Source organism: Luteibacter sp. HA06 (assembly GCF_054061215.1).
The window spans coordinates 1,367,250-1,391,069 of the sequence record NZ_JBSSDZ010000001.1; the positions used below are offsets into that span (position 1 = coordinate 1,367,250).

General features: G+C 64.5%; 20 protein-coding genes. 15 read left to right on the forward strand and 5 right to left on the reverse strand.

Features of this window, described 5'->3' with window-relative positions; genetic code table 11:
• Positions 1-25 precede the first annotated feature (25 nt).
• From ACVWWJ_RS06090 to ACVWWJ_RS06100, 3 genes are read right to left on the reverse strand one after another with little or no spacing between them, the layout of a single operon-like run.
• Positions 26-952: an aspartate carbamoyltransferase catalytic subunit gene (locus ACVWWJ_RS06090; RefSeq protein ID WP_159890873.1), complete on the reverse strand. Its 927-nt coding sequence runs from the start codon at positions 950-952 to the stop codon at positions 26-28.
• 24 nt (positions 953-976) lie between these two features.
• Positions 977-1,396, reverse strand: a complete 420-nt coding sequence (gene ruvX, locus ACVWWJ_RS06095) for a Holliday junction resolvase RuvX (RefSeq protein ID WP_159890875.1) — start codon at positions 1,394-1,396, stop codon at positions 977-979.
• Between the two features lie 12 nt (positions 1,397-1,408).
• Entirely contained in the window at positions 1,409-1,975 is a 567-nt protein-coding gene (locus ACVWWJ_RS06100; RefSeq protein WP_456967100.1) for a YqgE/AlgH family protein, read from the reverse strand.
• A gap of 62 nt (positions 1,976-2,037) precedes the next feature.
• Between ACVWWJ_RS06100 and ACVWWJ_RS06105 the strand changes: the two genes are divergently transcribed.
• Positions 2,038-2,394, forward strand: a complete 357-nt coding sequence (locus tag ACVWWJ_RS06105) for a hypothetical protein (protein WP_456967101.1) — start codon at positions 2,038-2,040, stop codon at positions 2,392-2,394.
• Positions 2,395-2,425: 31 nt separating this feature from the next.
• Here ACVWWJ_RS06105 and ACVWWJ_RS06110 read toward each other — a convergent pair whose 3' ends face one another.
• Entirely contained in the window at positions 2,426-3,286 is an 861-nt protein-coding gene (locus ACVWWJ_RS06110) for an energy transducer TonB (protein WP_159890879.1), read from the reverse strand.
• The gene (gene gshB, locus ACVWWJ_RS06115; RefSeq protein ID WP_456967102.1) at positions 3,283-4,224 is read right to left on the reverse strand and encodes a glutathione synthase; all 942 of its coding nucleotides are present in this window, start codon (positions 4,222-4,224) and stop codon (positions 3,283-3,285) included. The genes ACVWWJ_RS06110 and gshB overlap by 4 nt, the downstream gene beginning before the upstream one ends.
• Positions 4,225-4,527: 303 nt before the next feature.
• On the opposite strand from gshB, the gene pilG reads away from it, so the two are divergent.
• The 14 genes from pilG (at position 4,528) to ACVWWJ_RS06185 (ending at position 23,819) form a co-directional block, all read left to right on the forward strand.
• Positions 4,528-4,884, forward strand: coding sequence for a twitching motility response regulator PilG (gene pilG / locus ACVWWJ_RS06120; RefSeq protein ID WP_051944199.1), 357 nt, complete (start codon positions 4,528-4,530; stop codon positions 4,882-4,884).
• Positions 4,885-4,918: 34 nt separating this feature from the next.
• On the forward strand, positions 4,919-5,290 hold the full coding sequence (locus ACVWWJ_RS06125; protein ID WP_046968466.1) for a response regulator: 372 nt from the start codon (positions 4,919-4,921) through the stop codon (positions 5,288-5,290).
• Positions 5,291-5,297: 7 nt separating this feature from the next.
• Positions 5,298-5,843 (forward strand): chemotaxis protein CheW, encoded by a 546-nt coding sequence (locus tag ACVWWJ_RS06130; RefSeq protein WP_159890883.1) that lies wholly within the window; start codon positions 5,298-5,300, stop codon positions 5,841-5,843.
• Between the two features lie 174 nt (positions 5,844-6,017).
• Complete coding sequence (locus ACVWWJ_RS06135) at positions 6,018-8,045, forward strand: methyl-accepting chemotaxis protein (RefSeq protein WP_107915234.1); 2,028 nt, start codon at positions 6,018-6,020, stop codon at positions 8,043-8,045.
• A 4-nt stretch (positions 8,046-8,049) separates the two neighbouring features.
• Positions 8,050-14,586, forward strand: coding sequence for an Hpt domain-containing protein (locus ACVWWJ_RS06140; protein WP_456967103.1), 6,537 nt, complete (start codon positions 8,050-8,052; stop codon positions 14,584-14,586).
• Complete coding sequence (locus ACVWWJ_RS06145; RefSeq protein ID WP_456967104.1) at positions 14,579-16,306, forward strand: chemotaxis protein CheB; 1,728 nt, start codon at positions 14,579-14,581, stop codon at positions 16,304-16,306. The genes ACVWWJ_RS06140 and ACVWWJ_RS06145 overlap by 8 nt, the downstream gene beginning before the upstream one ends.
• Complete coding sequence (locus tag ACVWWJ_RS06150) at positions 16,303-16,773, forward strand: chemotaxis protein CheW (protein WP_456967105.1); 471 nt, start codon at positions 16,303-16,305, stop codon at positions 16,771-16,773. The genes ACVWWJ_RS06145 and ACVWWJ_RS06150 overlap by 4 nt, the downstream gene beginning before the upstream one ends.
• An 84-nt stretch (positions 16,774-16,857) precedes the next feature.
• Complete coding sequence (gene hemP, locus ACVWWJ_RS06155; protein WP_159890891.1) at positions 16,858-17,055, forward strand: hemin uptake protein HemP; 198 nt, start codon at positions 16,858-16,860, stop codon at positions 17,053-17,055.
• Positions 17,056-17,173: 118 nt separating this feature from the next.
• The gene (locus ACVWWJ_RS06160) at positions 17,174-17,737 is read left to right on the forward strand and encodes a hypothetical protein (protein ID WP_456967106.1); all 564 of its coding nucleotides are present in this window, start codon (positions 17,174-17,176) and stop codon (positions 17,735-17,737) included.
• A gap of 155 nt (positions 17,738-17,892) precedes the next feature.
• A complete protein-coding gene (locus tag ACVWWJ_RS06165) occupies positions 17,893-19,164 on the forward strand; it encodes an efflux RND transporter periplasmic adaptor subunit (RefSeq protein WP_159890895.1) in 1,272 nt (423 codons plus the stop codon).
• 35 nt (positions 19,165-19,199) lie between these two features.
• Positions 19,200-19,910 carry an ABC transporter ATP-binding protein gene (locus ACVWWJ_RS06170; RefSeq protein ID WP_046968474.1) on the forward strand — a complete coding sequence of 237 codons (711 nt, stop codon included), beginning with the start codon at positions 19,200-19,202 and terminating at the stop codon, positions 19,908-19,910.
• A gap of 29 nt (positions 19,911-19,939) precedes the next feature.
• Entirely contained in the window at positions 19,940-21,247 is a 1,308-nt protein-coding gene (locus ACVWWJ_RS06175; RefSeq protein ID WP_159890897.1) for an ABC transporter permease, read from the forward strand.
• A 10-nt stretch (positions 21,248-21,257) separates the two neighbouring features.
• Positions 21,258-22,478, forward strand: coding sequence for an FtsX-like permease family protein (locus ACVWWJ_RS06180; protein WP_200851582.1), 1,221 nt, complete (start codon positions 21,258-21,260; stop codon positions 22,476-22,478).
• Positions 22,479-22,499: 21 nt separating this feature from the next.
• Complete coding sequence (locus tag ACVWWJ_RS06185; RefSeq protein WP_456967107.1) at positions 22,500-23,819, forward strand: ABC transporter permease; 1,320 nt, start codon at positions 22,500-22,502, stop codon at positions 23,817-23,819.
• The last annotated feature ends 1 nt before the right edge of the window (position 23,820 follow it).

The window sequence follows — 23,820 nt, forward strand, 5'->3', positions numbered from 1 at the left end:
GCCGGAAGCGGACCCCGGCGCGGGATCAGCGTCCCATCACCTCGGCAAGCACCGCCATTCTCACGAACACCCCATTGCCCACCTGCTCGAGAATGCGCGACTGCGCGCCGTCGGCGACCTCGGTGGCGATCTCGATGCCGCGGTTGATCGGGCCCGGATGCATGACCAGGCAACCCTTCGCAGCGCGCGCGAGGCGGTTCGTGTCCAGGCCGAATCGCTCGAAGTAGGCGGCTTCGTCGGGTAGATCCGTGGTGGCCATGCGTTCTTTCTGAAGGCGCAGCATGATCACCGCGTGCGCGCCCTCGATGGCTTCGTTGAAGTCGTCATGCAGCGTGACGCCTTCCAGTTCGCCCTCCGTCGGCAGCAGCGAGGAAGGACCGACCAGGCGAATGTCCTTCGCGCCGAGCGCCGCAAATGCGTGTACGTCCGACCGGGCGACGCGCGAATGCCGTACGTCGCCGCAGATCACGATGCGCAGCTTGCGAAAATCCGGATGATGGTTGCGGATAGTCAGCGCGTCGAGGAGGCCCTGCGTCGGATGGGCGCGGTTGCCATCGCCGGCATTGACCACGGCCACGCCGCTCATCGCATGCTTGACCAGGGCGTCAGGCGTACCCGACTCCTTGTGCCGCACGATGATCGTGTCCAGGTGCATCGCTTCGAGCGTGTGCAAGGTGTCGAAGAGTTCTTCGCCCTTCGCCGTCGACGAGAAGCCGATATCGAAGTTGATCACGTCGGCGCCGAGCCTGCGCGCCGCCAGCTCGAACGAGGTGCGCGTGCGCGTGGAGGGCTCGAAGAACAGGTTGAGCACGGTACGCCCGCCCAACAGGTCGAGCTTCCGCGTGCCGTGGGCGGTCGCTTCACGCATGCTGTTGGCGCGATCGAGCAGGCGCTCGATGGTTTCGCGCGGCAGGTTCTCGAGGGTGGTCAGGTGGCGCAGGCGTTGTGACATGACGTCGACGTCCTCAAGGTGGAATCAGGGTTGGGCTAGATGCGTTTCGAGAATGACAGCCGCGGCTTCGGCATCGATCGACTTCACATCGGATTTCTTGCGCGTGCCGGCTGCGCGGGCCGCAGCGAAGCGTCGCGCGGCTTCCTGTGAGCTCATCCGCTCATCGGCGAATGCGACCGGCAGGCCATAACGTTCGCCGATGCGTTCGGCGAACCGGCGCGCGGTGCGCGTCATCGGTTGTTCCTTGCCTTCATTGTCGAGGGGCAAGCCGACAACCAGTTCGGCGGGCAGCCATTCGCGACGTAGCGTATCGAGGATTTGCCAATCCGGCTGGCCATCACGGACGGGTATGGCGGCAAGCGCACGTGCGGTGCCGGTGAGGCGATTACCAACGGCCACGCCGACGATCTTCGTCCCGACGTCGAACCCGAACAGACAGCTCATCGTGCCCCTTGCTCAGGCGTGGCCGGCATAGCCGGCGATCTGGGAGGGGTCGGTCACACCCAGCTTGCGCGTGGCGGCGGTCCAGCGTTCGTCGAGTGGCGTGTCGAAGATGATGCGTTCGTCCGCTCGGGTGGTCAGCCATGCGTTGTCCATGACTTCCTGCTCGAGCTGGCCGGCTTCCCAGCCCGCGTAGCCCAGGGTGACGAGGGCGCGACGCGGGCCTTCGCCCTTGGCCATGGCGACCAGGATGTCGCGCGAGGTCGTGACGGACCAGTCTTCGTTGACGCGGTAGCTGGAGTCCCAGCGGCCCGGCTCGCGGTGGAGGACGAAACCGCGCTCCTGCTGCACAGGGCCGCCGATGAGTACCGGGTAATCCACGATCTCGGGGTCTTCGCAGTCGAGCTTCATCTGCGCGAGTACATCGCCGAGGCGGTACTCGGAAATCTGGTTGATCAACAGGCCAACCGCGCCGTCTTCGCCGTGCTGGCAGAGAAAGGCAACGCCTCGCGCGAACGGCGGTTCGGCGAGGGAGGGCATCGCGATAAGGAACTGCCCCGCGAAGGTGTTGGCGATCGTCATGGCTTCATTGTAGCCGCTACGAACATGACTCGTGCGCGAATGTTCAGCGCCGGAAGGCTACTGTGCAGGCCTATGCCGAAGGAGGTTGCCTGATGGGGAAGATGATGTTTGCAAAGGCTTTTGTCGTGATCACCGGAGTCGCCGTGGCCTCAGCCGCACTCGCTTCGTCTCCTTCTGCCTGGAAGGACTATGACCAGCGGCTGACGAAGGCCTGCGTAGCCGCGAGCGGGCTGAAGGACGTCAAGCCGGTGGGTGGGCCGATCCAGTATGACGACCGGGTCCCCGTCACGGCGCTGGTCCTGGCGGGGCGCTATCCGCAGAAGCACATGAACAACCGGCCCGGACGGGAGTTGTGCGTCTGGGACCGCAAGGCGGAGAAGGCGTACGTCAGCGAGGCCGACCAGCTGTTGCCCAAATAGGCAAAAAGTCCCCACTGAGCCCTTCAAACCCTCAGTAATTCCTCAGCACGTTCCCCGGCAAAAACTGCCAGGTACGCGTGATGTACAACTCGTCGACCCGCGTCTTGTCCGTCGGCAGGGACGGGAAGGGCGCGGCGAGACGCACGATGCGCTGCGCTGCCTCATCAAGCAGCTTGTGCCCGGAACTCTTGATCACGTCCATGCTCTTGATCGTGCCGTCGCGGTTGAGCCCTACCGTGAGTACGAGCTCCCCATAGACGCCCTGGCGGCGTGCCTCGTCGGGGTAGTTGAGGTTGCCCACCCGCTCGACGCGACCCACCCAACCCTTCATGTAGGCCGCGTAGACATACTCGCGAGTATTCGACGAGATGAATTTCTTTTTCGGGCGCTTCGCATAGGCCTGCGACTGCTCGCGCACCTCGGCCGAGAGCTTCGCCATCTCCAGCTTGCGCTGCACGTCCTCGTCCGAGACCGGGACGGGACGCTCTTTCTGCTCGGCCTGCTCCTTCGTGGAATCGACCGTAAAACCGGTCTCACCCGACGTAGTCAGCAGCTGGGCCGGCGTGCGCTCGGTGGGCGCGGGCGCCTGCGCCTCCTTGGGTTCCGCCGTCACGCCCTGGGTGGGCGTGGGCAGCGGGCCGGACACGGGCTCTGAAGGCCGTGCGGCCTTGTCCCGGTCGCCGCCGCCCGAATTGCTGGCCTGGGCAAGGAAGTCGGCCTTGTCCGGCTGCTCCTGGTTAGCGACGTCCACGAGCGTGACGTCGAGCGTGGGAACGCTCGGTTTGGGCTTCTCCGCGTCGAAGGTGATGCCAAGGATGACGACACCGTGCAGCAGCAGCGAAAACAGCAGGGTCGCGCCGAACAGGTCGGCGCCGGTGGTGCGGGTCGTCATCGGGCCTCGATTGCGTCGAACATCAGCCCCGCGATGTTAATGCCGAACTGGGCATCCAGTTCGCGTATGCACGTCGGAGATGTGACGTTGATCTCGGTCAGGTAGTCGCCGATGACGTCCAGGCCGACGAAACGCAGCCCGCGGCGGACCAGTTCCGGACCGACCTGGGCGGCGATCCACCGATCGCGGTCGGAAAGCGGGATGCCCTCACCGCGACCACCGGCCGCCAGGTTGCCGCGGAATTCGTCGCCCTGCGGGATGCGGGCGAGGGCGTAGGGCACGGGCTCGCCGTCGATCAGCAGGATGCGCTTGTCGCCAGCGGTGATCTCCGGGATGTACTTCTGGGCGATGGCGAAATGGTGGGCGCCGTCGAGCAGAGTCTCCAGCATGGAGTTGAGGTTCGAGTCGCCGTGCTTGACCCGGAATATGCCGCGCCCGCCCATCCCGTCCAGCGGCTTGAGTACCGCCTCGCCGTGCTCGGCTACGAAGCGTCGTAGCTCACCGGCATCGCGCGAAACCATGGTCGGGGCGATGCACTGGGGGAAATCCAGGGCGAACAGCTTCTCGTTGCAGTCGCGCAGGCTGCGGGGGTCGTTGACCACCTTGCAGCCGGCTCGCTGGGCGCGTTCCAGGACCATGGTGTCGTAGATGAACTGGGAATCGACCGGCGGGTCCTTGCGGGCCAGGACGATGTCGATCTCTGCCAGGGGGCGCCATGACGACTCGCCGAGGGTGAACCAGTCCTTCGGGTCCTCCTTCACCGTGAGCGGGCGCAGGCGGGCCCAGGCCTCGCCGTTGCGCAGCGCCAGGTCGCCCTGCTCCATGTAGAACAAGGTGTGGCCCCGGCGGGAGGCTTCCAGCAACATGGCGAAGGTGGAGTCCTTGGCGATCTTGATGGCGCGGATAGGGTCCATCAGGACGGCAACGGAGAGCGACATGGCGGTGTCCCGGAAGAGCAGGAAAGGTGCCAAGTCTAGTGGGGGAGGGCTCGCAATTTCACAAGGATTTGTCCCTTTAAGAACAATTCATCTTGACGGCGACCCGGCCAACCATTAAACAGCGAACGGGAGGAACGCCGAAGAGCGGGCCACCGGAGCCCAGGTTCCGGACGACGACCCAGCGCACGGATAAGCCGGCACAAACCAGCTATCCTGCGGTGGGATTTGCGGTTTTTTTGTGCGTGCTACGGGGGCGCAGTGAACGAAAACGGACGTGGTACCGATCTGACCGGCTTGCGGGTCATGGTCATCGACGATTCGAAAACCATCCGACGCACGGCCGAAACCCTGCTGAAGAAGGAAGGCTGCGACGTTCTTACCGCGGTCGATGGGTTCGAGGCGCTGGCAAAGATTTCCGACCAGAAGCCGAACATCATCTTCGTCGACATCATGATGCCGCGCCTGGATGGCTACCAGACCTGCGCGCTGATTAAGAACAACGCCCAGTTCCGCGGAACGCCAGTGATCATGCTGTCTTCCAAAGACGGCCTGTTCGACAAGGCGCGTGGGCGCATCGTGGGCGCGGAGCAGTACCTGACCAAACCCTTCACCCGCGACGAGCTTCTCGGCGCGATTCATCGCTATGCGACGGCAAGCTGACTCAAAATCCGCTTAACGACGTCCAGGGGGACGTGTGGCAAACATCCTGATCATTGACGACTCGCCCACCGACGTACGCGTGTTCACCACGCTGCTGGAGAAGGCGGGTTTTTCCGTTTCCAGTGTCGACAACGCCGAGTCGGGTATCGATCGCATCCGTGCGAGCAAGCCCGACCTGGTCATCATGGACGTCATCATGCCCGGCATGAACGGCTTCCAGGCTACCCGTACGCTGAGCCGCGACCCGGCCACGGCGGACGTGCCCGTGGTGATGATCACGACCAAGTCCATGGAGACGGACCGCGTATGGGGGCTGCGCCAGGGCGCGAAGGCCTTCATCACCAAGCCGGTGAACGAGAAGGAACTTCTCTCGACCATCGCCAGCCTGCTTCCGAACAAGCACTGAGGGCGCCATGAGCGAGAACACGGCATTTACGCCTTTCGAACTGCTCGCCCACTACGAACGCGCCTGCCTGGCGCACTCGGCGGGCGCGCCCGAGCGGGTCGAATCGCTGGGCCTGTGGCGCGGCATCGGCTTCCGTATTGGTCGGCGCGCCTTCGTCAGTGGCATCGAGGAGATCAACGAACTGCTCGCCGTGCCTCCGCTCACCAATGTGCCGGGCACGCAGCCCTGGTTGATGGGCGTGGCCAACGTGCGCGGCAACCTCGTCCCGGCGATCGACCTGGGTCGGTTCCTGTTCGACGAGCGCACGCCTTCGTCCGAGCGTACGCGCCTGCTGCTGGTTCGCCAGCACGGCGGAACCGTCGGCCTGCTGGTCGACGAAGTGTTCGGCCAGCGCACCATGGACGAGGCGCAGCGCGGTACCGGTAGTGAGGAACACGATCCGCGCCTGGCGCGGTTCGTCGCGGAAAACGTACAACTGGGCGAGCAATCGTTCGGGCTTTTCAGCATGAGCCGCCTGGCTCGTGCGCCGGATTTCCGGCAGGCGGCGCTCTAAAGCGTCTCCAAGGGGGGACGGGACGGCCGGATGGTCGCCCCGCACCAGGATCGGCGGGGACGGGAACGTCCTTGCGATGGGAACGGAGGGGCGGCCAGTGCGGCCGCTTCGTCATGCCGACGACCTCATTCGGGGCGCCGGTGACTAGCTTTGCCAGGTTTGGTCGAGGTGAGTATGAGTACGACAACAGGGGGCGCAGGCCGGGAACGTGGCTACACGATGGTTATCGTGGCACTGCTTCTGGCTATCGGTTTGGCGTCGGTCGACTTCTGGTGGCTGAATATCAAGAACGGTGAGGATCGCGAAGCCATCGCGCTGACGACCCAGGTGCAGGTGCTTTCGCAGCAGACCGCGAAGTACGCACTCGAGGCGTCCGACGGCAACCGCGATTCCTTCCGCGAACTGGCGGCCACGCGCAACACCATCGATTCGGCGGTGCAGCGACTGGTCAAGGGCGACGACAAGACCGGCATGCCTTCCTACGCCGAGAATGACGCGACGCCGTCCGGCCGTTCGGTGGGTGCGCTGGCCAACGCCTGGCACCAGTTGGACGCGGACATCGGCAAGATCCTCTCGAACAAGGACCTCGTCCTGAGCTCGGGTGAGCGCGCCGACCTGTTCTCCAAGCAGATGCCTCTGCTGAACTCGCGTACGGACGAAGTGCTGAACATCGTCCAGCAGAAGAATGCATCGTCCGAACAGACCTTCACCATCGCCCGCTGGATGCTGATGGCTGACCGCATGATCCGCCGTGTGCAGGAAATCCTGCAGGGTGGCGACGGCGCGCAGTCCGCGGCCGACGGTCTCTCTCGTGACGCGCAGCTCTACGGCGCGGTGCTCAAGGGCCTGATCGACGGTAACGCCGATGGTGGCGTCCGCGCGATGACCGACACCAACGCACGCAAGATCCTCGAAGGCATGCAGACCTCCTGGGGTGACCTGGTAGATCCGGTGGCCCAGCTGGTCGCGGCATCGCCCAACCTGCAGGACGTGAAGCGCGCCGGTAACCAGGCCTCGCTCGATTCGCAGACCGTGTTGCTCCGCGCGAACGAGTCCGCAGATCAGATCGCGAAGAAATTCCGTCTCTTCCCGAACGTGGGCTGGGGTCTCGTCGGCGCGCTCGCGACGGTTGCCTTCGCCCTGCTGCTCGTCGTCACCCTGGTCCGCGACCAGCGCCAGCGCCTCGAGAGCACGTCCGAACTGAACCAGCGTAACCAGACCGCGATTATGCGGTTGCTGGACGAGATGGGCACGCTCGCCGAAGGCGACCTGACCATCAAGGCCACGGTGACCGAGGACATCACGGGCGCCATCGCGGACGCCATGAACTCCGCGGTCGACGAGATGCGTAACCTCGTGACCACGATTAACGAGACGGCGGTTCGCGTCTCGGCGGCGGCACAGGAAACGCAGGCGACCGCGATGCACCTGGCCGACGCAGCGGAACAGCAGGCGCAGCAGATCACCTCGGCGACCTCCGCGATCAACCAGATCGCGACCTCCATGGATACCGTGTCGAAGGATTCCGCGGAATCCGCGGACGTGGCGCAGCGCTCGGTGCAGATCGCATCGCGCGGTGCGGAAGTGGTGCGCGAGACGATTCAGGGCATGGACTCGATCCGTGACCAGATCCAGGAAACCTCGAAGCGAATCAAGCGACTGGGTGAATCGTCGCAGGAGATCGGCTCGATCGTGGAACTGATCAACGACATCGCCGAGCAGACCAACATCCTCGCGTTGAACGCGGCCATCCAGGCGGCGTCGGCCGGTGAGGCAGGCCGCGGTTTCGCGGTCGTCGCGGACGAAGTCCAGCGCCTCGCAGAACGTTCCGCGAGCGCGACCAAGCGAATCGAAACGCTGGTGCAGACCATTCAGTCCGATACCAACGAGGCGGTCAGCTCGATGGAACAGACCACCGCCGAGGTGGTCGCCGGTGCGCGACTGGCGGAGGACGCGGGTACCGCGCTGGGTGATATCGAGCGCGTATCGAACGATCTGTCGGCGCTGATTCAGAACATCTCCGCCGCGGCACGCCAGCAGTCCGCTGCGGCGACCGATACCTCGGCGACGATGAACGTCATCCAGGAGATCACGTCGCAGACGTCGTTGGGCGCAAGCCAGACGGCCGAATCGATCGGCAACCTGGCCCAGCTCGCGAATGACCTGCGCCTGTCCGTCGCGAACTTCAAGCTGCCGGGCTGATGCCGTGAGACTTCAAGACCATACCGATTTCACTACGCTGCATTGGGTCAAGGCGGAGCTCGACGACGCCCTGTCCAAGGCACGCCAGGCCCTCGAGTCGTATGTCGAGGATTCTCGCGACGCCTACGTCATGCACACTTGTGCCGCCGACCTGCACCAGGTCCACGGGACGCTGCGTATGGTCGAGCTCTACGGCGCCGCGATGGTAGTCGGCGAAATGGAGCAGCTGGTCGCCGCGCTGATCGACGACCGCGTCGCCCACCGCGATGACGCCTATGCCGCACTGATGCGCGGCATGATGCAGATGCCCGATTACCTCGAGCGCCTGCAGAGCGGCCACCGCGATGTGCCGATCGTGCTGCTGCCCCTGCTCAACGATCTTCGTGCGAGTCGCGGCGAGCAGTCGCTTCACGAGTCCGCCCTGTTCACGCCGAATCTCGACACGATGCTGCCGGTCGGCGCACCCGGTGCGAGCGATCCGTCGGTGGCCGAGGCGCATCGCGCCGAGCTGGCCGAACTGCGCGTGCGTTTCCAGCAGCAGTTGCTTGCCTGGTTCCGCGGGCAGGGTAACGAACGCCAGCTTCTCGGCATGCGCGCCACGCTCGATGCGATCGCCGCGCGCTGCTACACGATCGCCGGCCGTCGCCTCTGGTGGATTGCCGCCGGCGTGCTCGAAGGCCTCGAACGCGGCGTGTTGCGCGCTCATGAGAAGGATGTTCGCCAGCTGATCGGCCGCGTGGATCGTTCGATCCGCGAGCTGGTGGAAGGCGGTGAGGAAGTACTGCTCACCGGCGAGTCCGACGATCTCGCGCGCAAGCTGCTGTATTACGTCGCGCAGGCGAAAACCGGCAGCGACCGTATCGAAGAGCTGCGTCAGACCTATCGTCTCGACGGCCTGCTGCCGCGTGCCGCCGAACTCGAACATGCCCGTGGCTCCATGTCCGGGCACAACCGCGCGCTGCTCGACACCGTGTCGGTGGCGATCAAGGAAGACCTGCTGCGGGTAAAGGAATCGCTCGACCTTTTCCTGCGTCGTCCTGACGGCGACCCCGCACAGCTCGGCCCGCAGGCTGACGTGCTGGACCGCGTCGGCGATACGCTGGGCATGCTTGCCCTCGGCGTGCCGCGTCGCGTCGTTGGCGAACAGCGCCGAATCCTCGGCGAGATCGCCACGGGCCAGCGCCTGCCGGACGAAGAATCGCTGCTCGATGTCGCTGGCGCGCTGCTCTATGTCGAAGCGTCGCTGGATGACCACATCGAACGCCTCGGCGCGGAAGGCGACGTCGAAGCCCAGGTTTCCGATTCCGGTCCGTCGCCGTTGCCGCGCAGCGAAGCGCGGCACATCCTTTCCACGCTGATGCGTGAAGCGACCGCCAATACGTCGAAGGTGAAGGACGCGATCGTCGCCTTCGTCGAATCCTCGTGGGATCACTCCCAGCTTGAGGGGACGCCCGAACTCATGGGCGAGATCGGCGGCGCCATGAACATGCTCGGTGCTCCGCGCCCGGCGGAACTGGCCGACGGCATTGGCCTGTTCATTCATCGCGAACTGCTCGGTGACCGTCGCGTACCCAATGGTGCGCAGATGGATCGCCTCGCCGATGCGCTGGCCGCACTCGAGTACTACCTCGAAGCCGCCCGCGAACATCGTGGTGGCCTCGAGCACATCCTCGACGTCACCCAGCAGAGCCTCGCCGAACTCGGTTACTGGCCCGTACCCGCAGCGGAAGAGCCGGAATCGCTCGGTGACGCCGCGCTCGAAGCCATCGACAGTGCGGCTATCGAGCACATCGCCGTGCCGTCGACCAGCGTCGACGCAGGCGAGACGGTCTCCAGCTTTGCCGAGACGTTCGACCTGCTTGACGAGCCGCCCACCGAGGCGGAGATCGAAGCGGCGCATGTCCATGCCGGCGAAGCCGTGACGCACGATGCGGCTGCTGCCGCAACGGGCGAAGAAGACTGGGTCGAGATCGAAGAAGAAGTCGAGCAGGAAGTCGGTGGCAGCGGCAATGCCGAGTTCGCCGGTTTCCAGATCACCGTCGACGGTATCGACGACGAGATTCGCGAGATCTTCCTCGAGGAAACCGAGGAAGAGATCGGCAACCTGCTCGCCGCACAGGACGCCTGGCTGAAGGATCCGGAACGGATCGAGGCGCTGGTGCCGATTCGCCGTTCGTTCCACACCTTGAAGGGTTCCGGCCGCCTGGTCGGTGCTCGCCTGATGGGCGAGTTCTCCTGGAAGGTCGAGAACATGCTCAACCGTGTGCTCGATCACACCATCACGCCGCACGACGGCGTGCAGGCGCTGATTCGCCATGCGGTGGATGCACTGCCTCAGTTGAAGTCCGCGCTGGAAGGCGAGTCGACGCCGGGTGCGCCGATCGCCGCCATCATGGAGACAGCCGATCGTCTGGCCATGGGTGACAGCGCTTTTGTCGAAGATGTCGCCAAGAGCTCGGTCCACACCGTCCGCACGAAGGTCAAGCGTCGCGTTCCGCGCGACACGATCGCCGCGGTACCGACCGCCGCGTTCGCCGGTTACGGCCACACGCCGTCGGAGCCGGTGGAAGCCGCCCCGATGGATCCGCCGTACATCGCGCCGCCGCTTCCGCCGGTCGATGCGGTGCTGCTGGACATCCTGCGAACCGAGGTGGCCCAGTACCTGCATGTGATCCGCGCCAACCTCGCCCTTGCCGGCGACGGCGATCTTCCCGTGGACGACGGCCTGCTGCGCGCGGTGCACACGTTGCATGGCGCCATCGGCATGGTCGACATCCCGGTGCTCATCCAGGTCCTTGCGCCACTCGAAGGCCTGATCAAGCGCGTTCGTGCCAGCGGCGTGCCGCTGCGTCCGGCAGGCGTCGATGCCCTTACGGATGCGGCCGACCTGGTCGACCACGTGATGGAGCAGTTCGATGCTCCGGATCCGCGCGTGCCCGATGTTTCGGCCCTCGCCGCGCAGATCATCGCGTTGCGTGACGAGCAGCCGGAAGCCACGGTTGCGCACATCCTGTACGAGCCGGATCCGCAGCCGCTGGAAGACGAAGTGGCGCCGGAAGCGGAAGCATCGCCGGAAGCTCCGGTCGTGCACGACGAGGCACCGGTTATCGTCGAGAAAGTCGAGCCGTTTGCGGAGTTCGAGGGCATCGACGAGCTTGAGATCGTTGAAGCGCACGACATCGCTGAAGACGTTCCGGTTCTCCACGCCACCGAGGTGTCGCTCGATGACGTCACGTTCGACGAGGACGAGCTGGAGGCCTTCCTGCGCGACAGCGCCCCCTCTGTTGAACAATCGCCCGTCAGCGAACCGGTTGCCGTGTCCTTCGTTGCCGAAGAGCCTGTGGCCGAGGAAGCTTCAGCCGAGGAATCCGTCGCCGACGAACCCGTCGCCGAGGAAGCCGCGGCCCCGATCGATATGTCTCTCGAGGCCGAACTCGAAGCGATGCTGGCTGGCGAGCTCGCTGCTCGTGAGGCGGCCGCGGCCCAGCACGCACAGCAGCATGCCGTCAGCGAGCCGGTCGAGTCCGTTACGGCCGCCGATGCACTGGACGAGAACGATGCCATTCCCGGCATCGAACTCACCCCGATCGACACGACCGACGAGACCGCCGATCTCACTGCCGAACTGCTCGCTTCTTTCGAGGGCTTCCAGATCGACAAGCCGGAAGGCGACGTCAAGCCGATCCTTAAGTACGACGCGGAAGAAGACGCTGCCTGGCGTTCGCTGATCGGCAACCTTGCCGATGAAGCGCCTGCCGTCGAGGCGCCTGCCGCGGAAGAAGCCCTGCCGCAGCCGATGTCGCACGACGGCGACGTCCTGCACGGCGACGACGGCCTGGTCGATCCGCGTCTGGGCGACGATGAAGAAATCATCGACGAAACCGCGTCTGAGGAGGAAGGATTCCTCGCCGATGAGGCCTTCGCGCTCGATACATCTTCCGCCGAGTCTGCACCTGCAGAGCACACGGAACTCACCGAGCTTGCCGACATTGACGAGACCGTGGGCGTCGACGACGAAAACGTCGTCGAACCGTCGCACGAGCCCGTGGTGATCGAAGACCAGTCGCACGAACCCGTCGCCACGCCGGTGCACACGCCGGTCGAGCAGCCGGTCGTCGCCATGGTTCCCGAGCTTTCGCCGTACGCCGATATCGATCCCGACCTGCTCGAGGTCTTCGTCGAGGAAGGACGCGAGATCCTCGATCACGCCGATGGTGCCCTCGCGGCATGGCGTATCGAACCGCAGATGGCGGAGCACATCACTGCTCTGCAGCGCGACCTGCATACGCTCAAGGGCAGCGCGCGCATGGCCGGTCTGGCCGTGTTGGGCGATCTTGCCCATGCGATGGAAGCCTTGCTCGACGCGGTGGCCGGTGGCCAGCGCGACAGCGATCGCCCGTCCATCGAAGCGACCGAGGTGGGTTTCGACCGCCTGCACGGCATGATCCAGAGCATCGCCCTGGGCCGCGCGATCACGTTGAACGATGCCGACATCGAGCCGTTCGCACGCCTCGCCGGCGCCCCGATCGCGCCGGACACGCTCACGGCGGAAAGCTACCGCGAAGAGCGCGAAGCCGAGATCATGGAGCCGTCGCCGATTCCCACCTTCGAGCCGATGGCGGATATCGAGACGATTCCCGTGCTCGATCGCGACCTGCCGGAACTCCTGCCGGAGTTCGAGGAAGAGGAACTGCAGCGTTCGTCGCAGGAGCAGATCCGCGTTCGCGCAGACATGCTCGACACGCTCGTGAACCATGCAGGCGAGGTGTCGATCTACCGCTCGCGCCTGGAACAGCAGACGGCCAGCTTCCGTTCGACGCTCACCGAGCACGAACAGACGGTCAGCCGCCTGCGCAGCCAGCTGCGCATGCTCGAAATCGAAACCGAAGCGCAAATCATCGCGCGCTATCACCAGGAACATCGCGAAACGGGTGCGACGAATTTCGATCCGCTCGAGCTCGACCGCTTCTCGCAGCTGCAGCAGTACTCGCGAGCACTGGCCGAGTCGGTCTCCGATCTCGTGTCCCTGCAGACGATCCTCGATGAGCTGACCCGTCAGTCCGAAAACCTCCTGCTCCAGCAGCAGCGAGTGAACGCGGAACTGCAGGAAGGTCTCATGCAGACGCGCATGTTGCCGTTCGACGCGATGGTGCCCAACCTGCGCCGCACGTTGCGCCAGGCGGCCGGCGACGTTGGCAAGCGGGCCCAGCTGGTGGTGGAAGGCGCCAACGGCGAAATGGACCGCAACATGCTCGACCGCATCAAGGCGCCGTTCGAGCACATGTTGCGCAACGCGGTTGCCCACGGCATCGAGTCGCCCGACACGCGCGAGGCCACCGGTAAGAACCCGGAAGGCACCGTTCGTATCCAGGTGTCCCGCGAAGCGACCGAGGTCGTGGTGCGCCTGTCCGACGACGGTGCCGGCATGGATCGCGATGCGATTCGCGCCAAGGCCATCGAACGCGGCCTGCTGCGTCCGGAAGCCCGTGTCTCCGACGACCAGATCTTCCAGCTCACCCAGGTGCCTGGCTTCTCCACGGCGGAGAAGGTCACTCAGGTTGCCGGTCGTGGCGTCGGCATGGACGTCGTCGCCAATGAGATCAAGCAGCTCGGCGGCACGCTGGGCATCGAGTCGCAGAAGGGCGTCGGTACGACGTTCGTGATGCGCCTGCCATTCACCCTCGCGGTGACCCAGGCCCTGATCGTTCGCATCGGCGAAACCAACTTCGCGATCCCGATGACGTCGGTACACGGTGTGGCGCGCGTGGCTCCCAACGAGCTGGCGCATCGCATGGCCGACGCCGAGCCGAGCTTCGATTACCTGGGCGACGACTACACCATCCACGACCTGCCGCAGCTGCTTGGCGTGCATGTCATTGCCTCGCCTGAGGAAGGTGACGTTCCGCTGCTGCTTGCCCGCTCGGGCGACCTGCGTGCTGCGATCCGCGTCGATGCCGTGCTCGGTTCGCGCGAAATCGTGGTCAAGCCGGTCGGTCCGCAGGTCAGCTCGGTGCCGGGTATCCTGGGTGCGACGATCATGGGCGACGGTTCGGTGCTGATGATTCTCGACCTCGCGCCGATGGTGCGTCACGGCGTTGCACGCCGTGCATTCGAAGCCGAGGCGGAGATTCCACATGCACCGCGCGTGCAGGACGAAGTCCGCGTGAAGCCGCTGGTGATGGTGGTCGACGATTCGATCACCATGCGCAAGGTCACCGGCCGCGTACTGGAGCGCCACGAGTTCGAAGTCATGACGGCGAAGGACGGTATCGATGCGCTCGAGAAGCTCAATGAGCGCGTCCCCGACCTGATGTTGCTCGATATCGAAATGCCACGCATGGACGGCTATGAGCTGGCAACGCAGATGAAGGCCGACGAACGCCTCGCCGGCGTGCCGATCATCATGATCACGTCGCGTACCGGCGATAAGCATCGCCAGCGCGCTTTCGATATCGGCGTCAATCGCTACATCGGCAAGCCGTACCAGGAGAACGACCTCATCGTGCAGATCAACGACGTTCTCGGAGAGACTCATGGATGATCGCGAGACATCGGTCGCACTGCTGTTCGACGATGCGGGGCTGGCCGCACACCTGCGCGACGCTCTCGTCGCGCACGGTGCGCGCATAGTCTACGAATCGGACCTGCGGGCTTTCGCGCCGGCCGAGCTGGTCGGCTCGTCGGCCGATGTCGTGGTCGTCGACCTCGACGACCCCAGCGACACTGATCTCGACCGTCTCTACGACACCGTCGAGGGCGGTCACCCGCGGCTGGTCTTCAACGACGCGGACGCCAGCCGGAATCTGGAAGGTTGGGATCGCGCCCGCTGGGCGCGTCACCTTGCCGCCAAGCTCGTTGGAACGGACCCGCTGGATCCGCCGAGGCCGGAAGACGCGCGTGCGATCGAGCCGCGCATCGAAGCGATCGCCGGTGTCGCCGCACCGTCCGAAGAGCGTTTCGACGAGGTGCTGGTCGACGATCTCGCTATTACCGGGAGTCACGGCTATGCCGAGACGCCGACGGTCGCCAGCGATGACGTTACGGACTACATCGTCACGAACGACGAGCCTGCGACATCCGGCGCCGATGATCTGGCCGATACGCTGAACTTCTCCACGCCGCTGGCCGACGATCCGGAGGACGGCGAGGGTACGGATCCGCAGGCGCTCGCGGCTGAACTCGAAGCCCTGCTCGCAGACAGCGATGCGGCATCGATCAACGGTTCCGACGGCCTCGAAGACATTCCTTCCGCGCCGCTGGAGCTCACCGAGCTGGCGTCGCTGGATCTGTCGGGTTTCGAAGTGGTCGACGAAGCGCCGCCCCCGGCGCCCGCCGTGGAGCGGGAGTTCGACATCAACCAGTTCAGTCTCGCGGACGATATGGCGGCAACGCCGGAGCCGATCGACGCTGGTGTCTCGTCGGTCCAGATCGAGTCCCGTGCCACCGAATATGTTCCGCCGCCGGCCCCGGAATGGGACCTGCTGGATCACGACACCATCGTCATCGAAAGGCCCGCGCCGGGTAATCCTTCCGATTTCGGCATCGAGACGATCAGTGCCGCGGAATTCCTCGCGCAGGACGTCGTCGACGACGGAACCCATGGTCTCGAGGCGGGTTTTTCCCTCGAACTGGTGTCGATGGAAGAGGCGATTGCCCCGCGTACCGATGGCGACTTCTCGCACGAGATGTTCCTGGAAGGCAGCTCGCGAGCGGTCCGCCGAATCGTCGCGCTGGGCGGCGCACGCGAGAGCGAGGCAACCGTGGCGACGTTCGTTGCCGCTTTGCCGAAACGCATGCCGGCTGTGATTCTGGTTGCAGTCCATCACGATGCCGATCCGAACGGCTTCGCGCAGCGCCTGGGGCGCGCGCGCGTTGCTACCGATGGTTCGCACACCGAACACGGTGAGATCCTCGTTGTACCGCGTGGCTCGCATGTCCAGATTCGTCGCGACGGCAGCGTTACCGTGCGCGAGGATGGCAGCCCGGCGTCCGCGCCGGGTCCCTCCATCGACGGCATCTTCAGCACGCTTGCGGGTGGCTTCGGCTCGGACGCCCTGGCGATCGTCTTCGCGGGGCAGGGCAACGATTCCGTGGCCGGTTCCCAGGCGGTGTATGACGCCGGCGGCCGCGTATGGGTCGAAACCGTCGCTCCCGACGTGGAAGCAGGACACATGGTTGCCGGTATCCGCGAGGAACGCGTGGCCGGCTTCGCCGGTGACGTCCACGCGCTGGCGCAGAAATTGATCGAGGAATTCCCATGAGCGAGCCGTTACCGCGCGAAATCCGCTGCGTCCTGATTCCCAGCGGTGGTGTTCGCCTGCTGTTGCCGAACGCCGCCGTAGCCGAAGTGATCACCCTGGCCGGCGTCGAGCCTGTCGCCGATGCGCCGGAGTGGCTGGTCGGGCGCATCGCATGGCGCGGCTGGCGGGTGCCCCTGGTCCGTTTCGACCATGTCGCCGCGCTCCCGGAAGACGGAAGCAACCAGGCGTCGCGCGTGGCCGTCATCAAGGGCGTGTCCAATCATCCCGACATGCCCTATCTCGCGGTGCTGACCCACGGCTTCCCGCGTCTGACCACCCTCAACGCGGAACTGCTCCTGCCGACCCACGACGGCCACGACCTTCCTTTCGGCGTCCGCGCCCGTGTCCTCGTCCGCGACGATACCGCCGTGATCCCCGACCTGGAAGCGCTGGAAGACACCCTGGTGGGCATGCTCGCCGAGGCCTGATGCGCGGGAATTGTGTGGCACCCCTTGACGTGTAAATGAGAATCGTTATCATCAGAGTCGAACCCAGACACACGGAGTCGAGCCATGTTGATGAGAACGCTTCCCCTGACCGACAACGGCGGCCGTGACAAGGTCGTTGCGCTGCGCGCCGCCCCCTCTGTGACCCGTCGCATTGAAAGCGCGCATCTGCTGGACGGCTCGCGTGAGCTCGTCATCGAGCACCAGGGCAACGAGTACCACTTGCGCCTGACGCGCAACGACAAGCTCATTCTTACCAAGTAAGGGCCCGCTCCAGTAGGCCTGCTCCACCAGGTACATTCTCCCCGACGCCAAGCCACGCAGGCCCTCCCAGGCCGCCCAGCCAGGCATCCCATTCCGGCAGTCACCCGGGAGACACGGCATGTTCGGCTGGTTAGCTTCCTTCGGCATGCACTCGCGTGCCCGTTCAACCCCCACCACGCGCTGGCTCGCGATCACCCCGCGCACGCTGGTTGAAGGCCTCGGCCAGTTGGGTGGCGTGCTGTACCTCTCACCAGGATCGGCGGCGTGTCCGCTGGCGGAGCAGGCGCCCTCCGGCTGCCTGGTCGAATCGTCGGACCTCGCTCCGCTTCTGGCAACGCGTCATGCCGGACTCACCTGTGCGATCACGGCGGAAGGTCCGCGCGAATGGATCGACTGCGTAGGCACGGGTGGCGAGGCGCTCGCTCGTATCTATCTTCTTCCCGATACCGACTACCTGGCGTGGGACGGCCTCTTCGCAGGCGCGACGCCCGCCGAAGCCCCGGACCGCGAACTGCCGGATCGCGAATGGCTGCGTGCGTCGCGTGCGCGCGTACTTTCCTTCACTCGCCTGCGGCTGGTCGGATTTACCGTGCTCGGTGCCCGTGATGTGCCGATCTCCTCGCTGGGCCGCGGGGTGGCGCGCGACATCGCTGTCTCCGAGTCGGTGGGTATCACGGTCTGACCGGCCGTCTGTCCGGTCGGCGCAGTGTCCGGACATTCTGTCCGCGGACACGGCTCCGTTCGCCGGAAAGTGATCTAAGGTATTGTTTTATAATGATCTAATGGCTTGGCACGCGGCTTGCTCTGTTTTCTTCAAGAGAATCCAGGGAAGCCAGCATGATCCGCGATACCTCCGCTACGGACCGCCTCGTCGCAGTCGGTTCCACCCGTAACCGTAAGCTGATCTACATCGGCGCAGGCGTCGTCGCCGTCGCCGCACTGGCTTTCGCGGTCCCTCACGTCGCCACGATGTTCTCGGCCGATAGCTCGGTGAGTGCCTCGCGTCTTAGCTTCGCCACCGTGACGCGCGGCCCCTTCGTGCGCGACATCGCTGCCGAAGGCAAGGTTGTCGCCGCCGTGAGTCCCACGCTTTACGCGACCTCCGCCGGCGCGGTCGTGCTGACCGTGCATCCGGGCGATGTGGTGAAGAAGAACCAGGTGCTCGCCGTCATCACCAGCCCGGACCTCGCCGCAAAGCTCGCGCAGGAGCGTTCCGCCGCCGATGCCGCGAAGGTCGACTTCCTTCGTGCGCAGGTCGACGCGACGAAGAAGCGCTCCGAGCTGCAGAAGTCCTATGACAACGCCGTGATCGACCAGACCGCCGGCCAGCGCGACCTCAAGCGTTATGAAGGCGCCTTCGCCAAGGGCGCGGTGCCCGTTGCCGACGTCGACAAGGCGAAGTCGACGCTCGACAAGGCCGACGTCACCGTCAAGCACGCCAAGTCCGATCTCACTACCGACAACGGCAGCCTGACCTTCGATATCGAGGCAAAGAAGCTCGCTTATGACCGCCAGGTGCTGCTCGTGCAGGATCTCGAGCGCCAGGTGGAAGAGCTCAATGTGAAATCACCGGTCGACGGCCAGGTGGGTCAGGCGTTCATCGCCGAGCGCGCCACGGTGGCGAAGGACGCCCAACTGGTCAGCGTCATCGACCTCTCCGCCCTGCAGGTGGAAATGAAGGTGCCCGAGAGTTTTGCACGCGACCTCGCGATCGGCATGCCCGGCGAGATCAGCGGCAACGGCAAGGTGTGGAATGGCAAGGTGAGCGCGATCTCCCCCGAAGTGGTCAACGGCGAAGTGGCTGCGCGCCTGCGCTTCGACGGCGCCACGCCCAGCCAGCTTCGCCAGAGCCAGCGCCTTTCCGTCCGCGTGCTGCTCGACAAGCGTGACAACGTGCTCACCGTGCAGCGCGGTTCCTTCGTCGACGAAAGTGCCGGCCGCTACGCTTACCTGGTGGCAGACGGCATGGCCGATCGCCGCGACATCCGTGTCGGCGCAAGCAGCATCGACAAGGTCGAAATCCTGAGCGGCCTGAAGGAGGGCGACAAGATCGTCATCTCTGGTGCCGACACCTTCGGTGACGCGAAACACGTCGCCATCAGCCGCTGAACCAACGACATTCCCTTACCAACGAAGGAACCGCCATGCTCAAGATGACCCATCTCGCCAAGGTCTACCGCACGGAAGTCGTCGAGACCTACGCCCTGCGCGACTTCAACATCGACGTGAAGGAAGGCGAGTTCGTCGCCGTCACCGGCCCGTCCGGCTCGGGTAAGACCACCTTCCTGACCATCGCCGGCCTGCTTGAAACGTTCACGGGCGGCCAGTACCACCTCGACGGCGTCGAAGTGAGCCAGCTCGACGACAACGCCCGTTCGCGCATTCGCAACGAGAAGATCGGCTTCATCTTCCAGGCCTTCAACCTGATTCCCGACCTCAACGTGTTCGATAACGTCGAAGTCCCGCTGCGCTATCGCGGCATGAAGGCTGCCGAACGCAAGCAGCGCATCATGGATGCACTGGAACGCGTCGGTCTCGCCTCGCGCGCCAAGCACTATCCGGCCGAACTCTCCGGCGGTCAGCAGCAGCGCGTCGCCATCGCGCGTGCCCTTGCCGGCTCGCCGCGCCTGCTTCTGGCGGATGAGCCCACGGGTAACCTCGATACGCAGATGGCCCGCGGCGTGATGGAACTGCTCGAAGAAATCCATCGCGAAGGCGCGACCATCGTCATGGTCACCCACGATCCCGAACTCGCCGCACGCGCCCAGCGCAACGTGCACGTGATCGACGGCCAGGTGGTCGACCTCTCCGAAGAACCGCGGTTCCACACACAGCCGCACGCCGCTCTTTCCTGATCCGTCGGTCCAACGTTCCGGGGACACCCATGTTCAGTTATTACCTCCAGCTCGGCCTGCGCAGTCTTCGCCGCAACCCGGTCCTCACCGGGTTGATGGTGATGGCGATCGGTTTCGGCGTCGCCGCGTCGATGACGACGTATTCGGTGTTCCGCGCGACGTCCCGGGATCCGATCCCGCAGAAGTCGAGCCAGCTGTTTAACACCCAGCTGGACAACTGGGGCCCCGATCACATCGAGAAGAGCGAACCACCCCAAGCGTTGAGCTACAAAGACGCCACAGCCTTGCTGCGCGCCCATAAAGCCAAGCGGCAAACGGTGACGTACCCGATTGGTGTTTCAGTCATTCCGGACAATGCCGGCCGCTTGCCGATCCGCGAGGGCGCGTATGCCACGGGTGCCGAGTTCTTCCCGATGTTCGACGTGCCGTTCCTGCAGGGTGGGGGCTGGACGCTTGAGGACGACGAGAAGCATGCCAGTGTCGTTGTCATCGCCAAGTCCCTCAACGACAAGCTGTTCGACGGCGGGCAAAGCGTGGGCAAGGAGCTCAACCTCGACGGTCACCTGTATCGGATCACTGGCGTGATCGAAGACTGGGCGCCGCAACCGCTTTTTTTCGACGTGCCCAATACCGGCGGCTTCGACGACGGCGCGAAGGTGTACGTGCCGTTCAATCGCGCCGTGGACCTCAAGCTGCCAAACGCAGGTAACAACAGCTGTGTCGCGGAACCTGGCGAAGGCTGGGACAACTACCTTCGCTCCGAGTGCATCTGGCTATCGCTGTGGAGTGAACTGCCCACCAAGGCGGACGTCGACGCCTACCGTCAATACATCGAGGGTTACGCCGCCGACCAGCAACGGGCCGGTCGCTTCAGCTGGGCGCCGAACGTCAAGGTGCGTGACGTGATGACCTGGCTGGACGTGCAGCACGTCGTGCCGAAGGAATCCCAGGTTTCACTGATCGTTTCGCTTGGCTTCCTGGTGATTTGCCTGGTCAATACGATCGGCCTGCTGCTCGCCAAGTTCATGCGTCGTGCCCCGGAGATCGGCGTGCGTCGCGCCCTCGGTGCGTCGCGCAAGGATATCTACGCGCAGTTCCTCATCGAAGCGGGCACGATAGGTATCGCCGGCGGCGTCCTCGGACTGATCCTTACTGGCATAGGCATTCTGGGTGTCGGCCTGGTGTTCCCCGAGCCTGTCGCACGCCTTGCGAAGCTCGATCCGGTGCTGATCATGCTCACGCTGGTCGTTGCGATCGTCGCCTCGCTGATCGCCGCCTTTTATCCCACATGGCGCGCCGCACAGGTCCAGCCGGCCTGGCAGCTGAAATCCAATTGAGGACATGATCATGCAGATCAAGCCCATTCTTTCCGCGTTGCGCCGGCACAAGTCGGGCACGATCCTCATAGCGCTGCAGATTGCGCTCACCCTGGCCATCGTCTGCAATGCTTTGTTCATCGTGCACGAGCGCGTCGACAAGGTGAACCGCACGACTGGCCTGGACGAGACAAACCTCATTGCGGTCTCGAACGATTACGTTGGCGCGCCGGACGACTTCACGCCGATCATGAAGACCGACCTGCAGACATTGCGTTCGCTTCCCGGTGTCGTGGATGCATATGTCACCAACTCCTATCCGTTGCGACAGGGTGGCTGGTCTACCGGTGTGCAGGTCGACCCGGATTCGAAGAAAGCGATCCTCCAGTCTGCCCTGTACTTCGGTGACGAGCACTCGCTGAAGACGCTGGGCGTGCGCCTGATCGCGGGAAGGAACTTCAACGCTGGCGAAGTCGTTACCGTCGGGCGCCAGCAGCAGCCGGGCACCGCACAGGTTATCGTCACCAAGGCGCTGGCGGACAAGGTGTTCCCGGAAGGTAACGCGCTCGGCAAAGCAATCTACCTCGCCAAGGGCAAGCCCTCGACGATCATCGGCATCGTCGAAAAGCTCACGACGCCGTGGATCCAGAACGACTTCGTCGAGGGTGATTACGTCACGATCATGCCGGTCATGTTCAACAGCAGCTTCCAGCAGTTCCTCATCCGCACGCAGCCTGGTCAGGAAGACGCCGTGTTCAAGGCTGTCCCTCCCGCCCTGTACGCCTCTAATCGCATGCGTGTGCTGCCGGATAAAGTGGGCATTCGCAAGTTCGAAGAGGTGCGCCGCCGCGCCTATGACGCCGACCGCGGCATGGCAATCCTGATGAGCGTGGTCTGCGGCGTACTGCTGGCCATCACGGCAGCGGGTATCGTCGGCCTGTCGAGCTTCTGGGTCGGTCAGCGCCGCAAGCAGATCGGCGTGCGGCGTGCATTGGGTGCGCGGCGCAGTGACATCCTCAGTTACTTCATGACCGAGAACTTCCTGATCGCCCTGGTCGGCGTCATCGTCGGTGTGATCCTGGCGGTGGGCTTGAGCCAGTGGATGTTCACGCACTTCGAGATGAAGCGTCTGTCGCTCACTTATGTCGCCATCGGCGTGGTTGCCTTGCTCGCACTAGGCCAGGCGGCGGTGTTCGCACCGGCGCTGCGTGCGTCGCGGGTGTCGCCCGTCGAAGCGACGCGCAGCGTCTGACGTTACATCACGGAGAACGGAATGTTTGGTTACTACATGGAACTCGCGCTCCGCAGCCTCAAGCGGAGCCGGGCACTGACGGCACTGATGATCCTCGCGATCGCCCTGGGCATCGGCGCGTGCATGACCACGCTCACCGTGTTGCACGTGCTGTCGAGCGATCCCCTGCCGGGACGCAGTGCATCGATCTTCTTCCCGCAGATGGATCCGCGCGATATGAAGGACTACGCCTCGGACCAGACGTCCCCGGGTCAGGAATTCCCCCGGCAGCTCACCTGGGTCGACGGTATGAATCTGCTCCGTTCGCGGCGGGCGGATCATCAGGCCCTGATGGTTGGTGGGCAGATCGCGATGCAGGGTCCTGACGAGCGCACCGACCCGTTTTTCTCGGCGTCGCGTTACACCACGACCGATTTCTTTCCGATGTTCGAGACACCATTCCGCTATGGCAGAGCATGGACCGCGGCGGAAGACGATAATCGCTCGCGGGTCGCCGTAATAGGCAGCAATCTTAACGACAAGCTCTTCCACGGCGAGGACAGCACCGGCCGCATGGTCCACGCCGACGGCCACGACTTGCGTGTGATCGGCGTCCTCAAACCGTGGCGGCCGGCGCCGCATTTCTTCGACCTCAACGTGGGAACGTATTCAGGACAGGATGACGTTTTTATTCCCCTGTCGACGGCGCGCGATTTCCTGCTCACACGGGCCGGTGGCATTCAGTGCTGGGGGAAAGGTTCGGCCGACGAAGCCTCGCTGGAGACTTCCGATTGCGCGTGGCTGCAGTTCTGGGTCCAGCTCGATACTCCGGCAAAGGTGGCAGCCTACCGTGACTTCCTTGCCCACTACGTGGCAGAGCAGAAAGCCATCGGTCGCTTCGAACGTCCGGCGAAAACACGCATGCTCGACCTCATGGGCTGGCTCGACCACGAGAAGGTCGTGCCGAGCGACGTGCGTCTGCAGGTGTGGTTGGCACTCGCGTTTTTTCTTGTCTGCCTCATCAATACCGTGGGATTGATGCTGGCGAAGTTCATGCGTCGCTCGGGTGAAGTGGGCGTCCGCCGCGCGCTCGGCGCGTCGCGCACGAGTGTGTTCGCGCAGCTGTTGACCGAGGCCGGCATGGTCGGCCTGGCAGGTGGCCTCGCCGGTCTTCTGCTGTCGTGGCTGGGCTTGTGGGTGGTCAGGTTGCAACCCGTGTCCTACGCTTCGCTGGCCCATCTGGACGTGCTGATGCTCGGCGCAACCTTCGCGGTTGCGATCGGCGCGACGGTGGCCGCAGGTGTGTTGCCCGCCTGGCGTGCCTGCCGCATCACTCCCGCGCTGCAACTGAAGAGCCAATAAT

What these genes read in the sequence shown, in the direction of transcription:
- ACVWWJ_RS06090 (WP_159890873.1), bottom strand. Translation starts at nt 952, where the DNA reads ATGTCACAACGCCTGCGCCACCTGACCACCCTCGAGAACCTGCCGCGC.
- ruvX (WP_159890875.1), bottom strand. Translation starts at nt 1,396, where the DNA reads ATGAGCTGTCTGTTCGGGTTCGACGTCGGGACGAAGATCGTCGGCGTG.
- ACVWWJ_RS06100 (WP_456967100.1), bottom strand. Translation starts at nt 1,975, where the DNA reads ATGACGATCGCCAACACCTTCGCGGGGCAGTTCCTTATCGCGATGCCC.
- ACVWWJ_RS06110 (WP_159890879.1), bottom strand. Translation starts at nt 3,286, where the DNA reads ATGACGACCCGCACCACCGGCGCCGACCTGTTCGGCGCGACCCTGCTG.
- gshB (WP_456967102.1), bottom strand. Translation starts at nt 4,224, where the DNA reads ATGTCGCTCTCCGTTGCCGTCCTGATGGACCCTATCCGCGCCATCAAG.
- pilG (WP_051944199.1), top strand. Translation starts at nt 4,528, where the DNA reads ATGGTCATCGACGATTCGAAAACCATCCGACGCACGGCCGAAACCCTG.
- ACVWWJ_RS06130 (WP_159890883.1), top strand. Translation starts at nt 5,298, where the DNA reads ATGAGCGAGAACACGGCATTTACGCCTTTCGAACTGCTCGCCCACTAC.
- ACVWWJ_RS06135 (WP_107915234.1), top strand. Translation starts at nt 6,018, where the DNA reads ATGAGTACGACAACAGGGGGCGCAGGCCGGGAACGTGGCTACACGATG.
- ACVWWJ_RS06145 (WP_456967104.1), top strand. Translation starts at nt 14,579, where the DNA reads ATGGATGATCGCGAGACATCGGTCGCACTGCTGTTCGACGATGCGGGG.
- ACVWWJ_RS06150 (WP_456967105.1), top strand. Translation starts at nt 16,303, where the DNA reads ATGAGCGAGCCGTTACCGCGCGAAATCCGCTGCGTCCTGATTCCCAGC.
- hemP (WP_159890891.1), top strand. Translation starts at nt 16,858, where the DNA reads ATGTTGATGAGAACGCTTCCCCTGACCGACAACGGCGGCCGTGACAAG.
- ACVWWJ_RS06160 (WP_456967106.1), top strand. Translation starts at nt 17,174, where the DNA reads ATGTTCGGCTGGTTAGCTTCCTTCGGCATGCACTCGCGTGCCCGTTCA.
- ACVWWJ_RS06165 (WP_159890895.1), top strand. Translation starts at nt 17,893, where the DNA reads ATGATCCGCGATACCTCCGCTACGGACCGCCTCGTCGCAGTCGGTTCC.
- ACVWWJ_RS06170 (WP_046968474.1), top strand. Translation starts at nt 19,200, where the DNA reads ATGCTCAAGATGACCCATCTCGCCAAGGTCTACCGCACGGAAGTCGTC.
- ACVWWJ_RS06175 (WP_159890897.1), top strand. Translation starts at nt 19,940, where the DNA reads ATGTTCAGTTATTACCTCCAGCTCGGCCTGCGCAGTCTTCGCCGCAAC.
- ACVWWJ_RS06180 (WP_200851582.1), top strand. Translation starts at nt 21,258, where the DNA reads ATGCAGATCAAGCCCATTCTTTCCGCGTTGCGCCGGCACAAGTCGGGC.
- ACVWWJ_RS06185 (WP_456967107.1), top strand. Translation starts at nt 22,500, where the DNA reads ATGTTTGGTTACTACATGGAACTCGCGCTCCGCAGCCTCAAGCGGAGC.